The organism is Rhodanobacter sp. sgz306013, from assembly GCF_057031145.1.
The window spans coordinates 1025175-1032208 of sequence record NZ_JBXCIJ010000002.1; the positions used below are offsets into that span (position 1 = coordinate 1025175).

General features: G+C 65.5%; 6 protein-coding genes. 4 read left to right on the forward strand and 2 right to left on the reverse strand.

All coding sequences use genetic code 11. The features are described from left to right. Positions 1-31: 31 nt before the first annotated feature. From AC2EWF_RS09465 to AC2EWF_RS09475, 3 genes are all read left to right on the forward strand, one after another. On the forward strand, positions 32-799 hold the full coding sequence (locus AC2EWF_RS09465) for an exodeoxyribonuclease III (protein ID WP_483639107.1): 768 nt from the start codon (positions 32-34) through the stop codon (positions 797-799). Beyond that, entirely contained in the window at positions 789-2093 is a 1305-nt protein-coding gene (locus tag AC2EWF_RS09470; RefSeq protein ID WP_483639108.1) for an AmpG family muropeptide MFS transporter, read from the forward strand. Before AC2EWF_RS09465 ends, AC2EWF_RS09470 begins: the two co-directional genes overlap by 11 nt. A 287-nt stretch (positions 2094-2380) precedes the next feature. Further along, entirely contained in the window at positions 2381-2674 is a 294-nt protein-coding gene (locus AC2EWF_RS09475; RefSeq protein ID WP_483639109.1) for a hypothetical protein, read from the forward strand. A 12-nt stretch (positions 2675-2686) separates the two neighbouring features. On the opposite strand, the gene AC2EWF_RS09480 is transcribed toward AC2EWF_RS09475, so the two are convergent. Together AC2EWF_RS09480 and AC2EWF_RS09485 are read right to left on the reverse strand one after the other, a co-directional pair. Continuing rightward, positions 2687-3805: an anhydro-N-acetylmuramic acid kinase gene (locus tag AC2EWF_RS09480; protein WP_483639110.1), complete on the reverse strand. Its 1119-nt coding sequence runs from the start codon at positions 3803-3805 to the stop codon at positions 2687-2689. A gap of 13 nt (positions 3806-3818) precedes the next feature. Then, complete coding sequence (locus AC2EWF_RS09485; protein WP_483639111.1) at positions 3819-5261, reverse strand: OapA family protein; 1443 nt, start codon at positions 5259-5261, stop codon at positions 3819-3821. A gap of 183 nt (positions 5262-5444) precedes the next feature. On the opposite strand from AC2EWF_RS09485, the gene tyrS reads away from it, so the two are divergent. Beyond that, positions 5445-6656: a tyrosine--tRNA ligase gene (tyrS, locus tag AC2EWF_RS09490; protein ID WP_483639112.1), complete on the forward strand. Its 1212-nt coding sequence runs from the start codon at positions 5445-5447 to the stop codon at positions 6654-6656. The last annotated feature ends 378 nt before the right edge of the window (positions 6657-7034 follow it).

A 7034-nucleotide genomic window follows, 5' to 3' on the forward strand; every position in this document is an offset into this window, starting at 1 on the left:
CTATGATGCCGCTTCACACCCGGAGCCGCGCATGCGCATCATCAGCCTGAACGCCAACGGTATCCGCTCTGCCGCAAACAAGGGCGTGTTCGAGTGGTTGCGCCAGCAAAAGGCGGACATGATCTGCCTGCAGGAAACCAAGGCGCAGGAGGACCAGCTGGCCGACCCGATGTTCCGTCCCGACGGCCATCACTGCTTCTATCGCGACGCCAGCAGCAAGAAAGGCTACTCGGGCGTGGCGATCTACGCGAAGCGCGAGCCGGACGAAGTGCGCACCGCGCTGGGCTGGGCCGAATTCGACAACGAGGGCCGCTACGTCGAGGCGCGCTTCGGCAACCTGAGCGTGGTGTCGCTCTATGTGCCGTCGGGTACCTCCGGCGAGGAGCGCCAGCAGTTCAAGTTCAAGGCGATGGACTGGCTCTCGACCATCCTCGACGAGTGGCTGAAAAGCGGCCGCGACTACGTACTGTGTGGCGACTGGAACATCGTGCGCAGCGCCAAGGACATCAAGAACTGGAAATCCAACCAGAAGAACTCCGGTTGCCTGCCGGAGGAGCGCGCCTGGCTCAATGGCCTGGTCGAGCGCGGCTGGGTGGACAGCTACCGCACCCTGCACCCGGAGGGCGAGGACTACACCTGGTGGTCGAACCGCGGCCGCGCCCGCGAGAACGACGTGGGCTGGCGCATCGACTACCAGCTCATCACGCCGGCGCTGGGGAAACGCCTGAAGCGCTGCGCGATCTACCGTGACGAGCGCTTCTCCGACCACGCGCCGTACACCGTCGACTATGCCGACTGAGGGCGCCGCGGCGTCGCGCAAGCCATCCATCTGGCAGGCCTTCTCGCAGCCGGCCGCGGGGACGCTGTGCCTGCTCGGGTTTTCCTCCGGCCTGCCGTTCCTGCTGGTGTCCTACACGTTGTCGTTCTGGCTAAAGCAGAACGGCATCGTGCTAAAGGACATCACGATGATCGCCAGCGCCAGCATGACCTATGTGTTCAAGTTCGCATGGGCACCACTGCTGGATCACTGGAAGCTGCCGTTGCTTGCGCGGCTGGGGCAGCGTCGCGGCTGGTTGTTGGTTGCCCAGATCGGGGTTGCCGCGGGCCTGTTGGCGATGGCGGCACTGACGCCGGACCAGTTGCCATGGTTCGTGGTGGCCACGCTGTTCGCCGCCTTCATGGGGGCGACGCAGGACATCGCGATCGATGCGTACCGTATCGAGATCGCGCCGCCCTCGGCGCAAGGTGCGCTGGTGGCTACCTACGTGCTGGGCTACCGCCTTGGCATGATCGTTTCCGGCGCCCTGGCGCTGATTCTCGCCGATCACATCCATTGGGCGCAGATCTACGTGCTGATGGCCGTAGTGATGGCGGTGCCGGTGCTCGTCACGCTGACCATGCGCGAGCCGGAGGTGCTGCGTCTCGCCCCAGCATCGTGGCGTCAGGCGATGCGCGAGAGCGTGGCCGAGCCGTTCGCCGATTTCTTTCGGCGTTACGGTCTGCCACTGGCGTGCCTGACCCTGCTTTTCATCTTGCTGTTCAAGATTCCCGAGCAGGCGATCATCGGCGGGGTGATGGGGCCGTTCTACCGCGACATGGGCTTTTCCAACACCCAGATCGGCGCGGTCACCAAGATCTATGGCATCTGGATCGGCATCGCCGGCGCCTTCGTCGGCGGTGCGGCGGTGGCGCGCTGGGGGGCATGGCGATCGCTCGGCGGCTGCATCGTGCTCGGTGCGATCAGCAACCTGCTGTACCTGTTGTTGATCGCGCATCCCGGCCATCTCACCATGCTGACGCTGGCGATTTCCGGGCAGAACTTCTTCGAGGGCATGCTCGGGCCGCCCACGGTGGCCTTCCTCTCGCTGCTGGTGAACCGACAGCACACCGCCACGCAATACGCGCTACTCAGTTCGCTGGTGAACCTGTCCGGCAAGGTGCTCGGCTTCTTCGCCGGGAGCATCGTGGCTGTCTCAGGCTACAGCGGCTACTTCGTCATCACTGTGTTCTCGGTGCTGCCGGCGATGCTGCTGTTCGTTGCCTTGTGGCGGCGCTTCGATCCCGTGGCTGCAGCTTCCGCCACCGGAAGTTGAAATCGTTTTGCGAATTCATGCGGTAGCGCGTTGTTGCCGGCCTTGGGTGAGGTGTGGGGATCAAGCCGATTCGGCGCTGTCTGGCATGCTGCTGGTCCTCGTGCAGCGTTGTGCGATCGGGCGCGCCGGGCCGGCGCGGCCATACCGAGACTCTGAACGGGCTCTGAGAGCCCGTTCACGTTGCGGGTGCGGCGCAGACCACGGAACGGCGGCGCGCCGCTTGCAGGGCATCGCCGCGCTGGCATCATCGGCGGTGCAGGGGTGCGCCGCGTGCAAGGAGCCGACGAATGCCCGATCTCGTGATACGCCATGTCGATCATCTGCTGGCCGAACGCATCCAGGCGTTCGCCAAGAACCACCAGTGGAGTGTCAACGAGGTGCTGCTGCACGCGCTGCGGCGCGGCCTCGGCGCCGCCGAAAGCGGCCAGCAGGCCGAGGCGCTGGTCGAAGCCGACGAACTCGCCGGGCTGGTCGGCCCGTGGAACCCGGTCGAGCAGGCGGTGTTCCATGAAACCGTACAGGCGCTGTCGTCCGCGCGCAGCGATTCGCTGATGCCGATCTCGCGCGAGGCCGGCCGGTAAAAATTAGGTGCTTCAGCGCGGCGCGGGATGGATCGCGCCGAGCTGGCGCAATCCGGAGGCACCGGTGACCGCGGGCAGGTTGCCGGGACGGTCGAGCAGGCGTTGCCTGGCCAGCCATGCGAAGGCAGTGGCCTCGAGAAAATCCGGATCGACGCCGAAATCTGCCGTGCTCGCCAGCGGGCATGGGGCCAGTCGTTCGGCGAGGCGGCGCATCAGCGCACCGTTGTGTACGCCGCCGCCGCAGGCCAGTACATCAGTCGCATCGGGTGCATGGCGCGCGATCGCCGCGGCCACGCTGCGCACGGTGAGTTCCAGCAGGGTAGCCTGCACATCGGCCGGCGCCAGCGTGGCCACGCGAGGCTGCGTGGCCAGCCAGTCGAGGTGGAAGTGTTCGCGGCCGGTGCTCTTGGGTGGCGCCAGCGCGAAATAGGGATCGGCGAGCAGCGCATCCAACAGGGCGCCGTCGACCCTGCCGCTGGCCGCGAACGCGCCGTTGCGGTCGAACGGTTCGCCATGCTGGCGGAGGCACCAAGCATCCAGCAGGCCGTTGGCGGGTCCGGTGTCGAAGCCGATCACGCTACCGTCAGCGCCCAGCACGGTGATGTTCGCGATGCCTCCGAGGTTGAGCACTACCCGGGTCTGGCCGGGCTGTGCGAGCAGCGTCGCATGCACGGCCGGCAGCAAAGGCGCGCCCTGGCCGCCGGCGGCCACGTCGGCGCGGCGGAAGTCCGCCACCACGGTGATGCCGCAGCGCTCGGCGATCGTCGCCGGGTCGCCCAGCTGCAGGGTGAACGGGTGTGCGCCGGTGGGGCGGTGACGAACGGTCTGGCCATGCGAGCCGATCGCGCGCACCGCGCCGGCCGGTGTGCCGCTGGCGTCGAGCAGCGCCAGCGCGGCATCCGCGAAACCATGGCCCAGTGCCACGTCCAGCCGTCCGAATGCATCGAGATCCAGCGTGGTCTCGCCCTGCGCCACCGCGAGGATCTGCGTGCGCAATGCATCCGGCCACGGATGCGTGTGCACGGCCCGCAGCTGCGGGCGCTCCTGCTCGAACGAGACCAGCGCGGCGTCGATGCCGTCGGCGCTGGTGCCGGAGATCAGGCCGAGGTAAAGCGATGCGGCATCACTCACGCGGGCGCGGCGCTCAGTTTTCGGTATTCGGCGTGTTGATGCGGGCCAGCTTGATACGCTGGTCGACCTGTTCCAGGCGCGCCAGCTGAGGCTTCACCACGGTGGCCTTGAACTTCGCCATCTGGGCCGCGGGAAGGGGTTCGGGCTTGGGCAGGGTCACCGTCTGCGGGTTGCGTGCTACATCGTCGACGCGGAATTCGTAATGCAGGTGCGGCCCGGTAGCCCAGCCGGTCATGCCGACGTAGCCGATGATTTCGCCCTGCCTCACGTGCTCGCCGACGCGCTCGCCCTTGGCGAAGCGCGACATATGGCCATAGGCGGTGCTGATGTCCTTGTTATGCTGGAGCACCACGAAGTTGCCGTAGCCCCGCTGCCAGCCGCGGAACTTGATGACACCGTCGCCGGCGGCATAGATCGGCGTGCCCGTCGGCGCGGCGTAGTCGACGCCCTTGTGCTCCTGATGGCGGCCGGTGATCGGATCCAGGCGATTCTTGCTGAAAGGCGAGGAGATGCGGGTGAAATCCACCGGGATGCGCAGGAAGGACTTCTGCAGCGGCCGGCCGTCCTCGCTGAACCAGCCATAGTTGCCGTCGGCCTTCCTGAAGCGGTAGGCGGTATAGCGCCTGCCCTGGTTCACGAACTCAGCGGCGACGATGTCGCCTTCGCCGTAGCGCGCGCCGTCGCGGTAGATGTCGTCGTAGATCACGGTGAAGCTGTCGCCCGGGCGCAGGTCCTGCACGAAGTCGATGTCGTACTTGAACAGGTTGGCGAGCTTGCCCACCATCGCCGCGCTTAAACCGGCCTGGTCGCCCGCGGCGTACAGGTTGCTGCGGATCACGCCATGCGCCACTTCCTCGCGCACGTCCATATCGCGCGGCTGCAGGGTCAACGTGGGTTGCGGGCCGTCGAGGCGCACGATGGCGCGGTTGGCCTGGTCCTTGTCGAAGCGGATGCCGCGCAGGCTGCCGCCGGGGCCGAGTAGGAAGTCGAATTCCTCGCCGGGGTGGATGTTGTGCAAGGCGGATTTCGCGTCGCCGGCAGCATCCATCACCTTCTGCAGATCGGTCAGGCTGAGCCCGCGGCCACCGAAGATGTCGGACAAGGTCTGGCCGGGTTGCACCCGCACTACCTGCCAGTCGTCCACGGTGGAAACCGCCGGGTTGACTGCAGGCAGCTTCGGCAGGGCCAGCGGCAGCAGGGTGTGCGCCTCGATCGTCGATGCGGGTTTCATCGCCGTTGCCCAAGCGGGCATGATGAAGCCGGAAAGCAGGGTCACCATCAACGCGGTACCGGCCAGTACCCAGCGTTCGCGGTGCCAGTGGATGGGTGTGGTGGATTCCGAACGGTCGAACGACCAGTGCGCGCAGCGCTCGTAGAAGCTGATGTGCCGGCGCTGCGCCTTGCGGCAGATGGCCTGCTTGCGTGCGTGGCGCCCTCCCCGAATTTCCTCACCCATGCTGCGCGAGCCTCGTCGTACAAAGTAACAAACCCGCGTACCATAGTCGTCGCGTGACAAGTGCGTCAATGCCTTTCCCATCAAGGGTTTGCGCTGGGTTTTGGGTTAACGCACAATTAACGTTGAAACGTGATTGCCATCGCCCAAATGGCTGTCATGGCAACCACAAACCCCGAGGAACGCATGAACGAACCCGAGCAGGCGCTGGCCGCGATCGCGCGTGGCGCCGACGAAATCATCAAGCGCGAGGATCTGCTGGAACGGTTGAAGAGCGGTCGACCGCTGCGCATCAAGGCCGGGTTCGATCCCACCGCGCCGGACCTGCACCTCGGACACACAGTGCTGCTCAACAAGATGCGCCAGTTCCAGGAACTGGGACACCAGGTGATCTTCCTGATCGGCGACTTCACCGGGATGATCGGCGATCCCACCGGCAAGAACGTCACGCGCAAGCCGCTCACGCGCGAGGATGTGCTGAAGAACGCCGAGACCTATGCCGCGCAGGTCTACAAGGTGCTCGACCGCGAGCGCACCGAGCTGCGCTTCAATTCCGAGTGGTTCGGCAAGATGGGCGCGGCCGACATGATCAAGCTGGCTGCCCAGCACACCGTGGCGCGCATGCTCGAACGCGACGACTTCGCCAAGCGCTATGCCGCACAGCAGCCGATCGCGATCCACGAATTCCTCTATCCGCTGGTGCAGGGCTACGACTCGGTGGCGCTGAAGGCCGATGTCGAACTCGGCGGCACAGACCAGAAGTTCAACCTCCTGATGGGGCGGGGCCTGCAGGAGCACTTCGGCCAGCCGCCGCAAATCGTGCTGACGATGCCACTGCTGGAGGGCCTGGACGGCGTCAACAAGATGTCCAAGTCGCTGGGCAACTACATCGGCATTGACGAGCCGGCGATCGACATCGTCACCAAGACCATGAAGATCGACGACGCGCTGATGTGGCGCTGGTTCGAACTGCTCAGCTTCGACGTCTCGCTGGACGAGCTGGCGAGGATGCGGCGCGACGTGGAAAGCGGGGCGCTGAACCCACGTGACGCCAAGCTGCGCCTGGCGCGCGAGTTGGCTGCGCGCTTCCACGACGCGGCGGCTGCCGAGCAGGCGATCGCGGGTTGGCATGCGGTGGTGCGCGGCGAGGGAGACACCTCGCTGTTGCCGCTCAGCGAGATCGCGGCACCTGCCGAGGGCTTGCGCCTGCCTGCGCTGCTCACTGCGGCAGGACTTACCGCCAGCAATTCCGAGGCAAACCGCAAGCTCAAGGAGCGCGCGGTACGCATTGATGCCGAGGTGGCGGAGGACGCGCAGCGCGTATTCACGGCAGGATTCGAAGGCGTGCTGCAGGTCGGCAAGCGCAACTTCGCCCGGGTGCGATTGATCGGCGTTTGATCGCCTCTCCGCTGCGAGGCTCTGTTTCGCGCAGGATCAACGGCTTGCGCAAAAGAGTGAAAACTCTTCGAAGAAAGTGCTTGCCAATATCTGGGTGCCTGCCTACTATTCGCGCCCCGCTGCCGCATCGGCACGGTACGGCACAATCCTCGCTGAGAATTCTTCAACGAAGGTGTTGACGGACCGGAAAGACGATGTAGAATGGGCGGCTCACCGGGACGAAATGTCCCTTGGCGGAAAGATCCGCGGTGACGAGATCTTTGACAGTGTGCACAGGTGAATTGTGTGGACGCCTTGCGCTGGCGGGTTGCTGACCTGTCCAAGCAATGCAAGCGTCCCACCCAAAGAAAGTCAGTAATGAGTTTCAATGGTTGGGGT

Coding starts and splice junctions, on each gene's coding strand:
- AC2EWF_RS09475 (WP_483639109.1), top strand. CDS start 2,381: ATGCCCGATCTCGTGATACGCCATGTCGATCATCTGCTGGCCGAACGC.
- AC2EWF_RS09465 (WP_483639107.1), top strand. CDS start 32: ATGCGCATCATCAGCCTGAACGCCAACGGTATCCGCTCTGCCGCAAAC.
- AC2EWF_RS09485 (WP_483639111.1), bottom strand. CDS start 5,261: ATGGGTGAGGAAATTCGGGGAGGGCGCCACGCACGCAAGCAGGCCATC.
- AC2EWF_RS09470 (WP_483639108.1), top strand. CDS start 789: ATGCCGACTGAGGGCGCCGCGGCGTCGCGCAAGCCATCCATCTGGCAG.
- tyrS (WP_483639112.1), top strand. CDS start 5,445: ATGAACGAACCCGAGCAGGCGCTGGCCGCGATCGCGCGTGGCGCCGAC.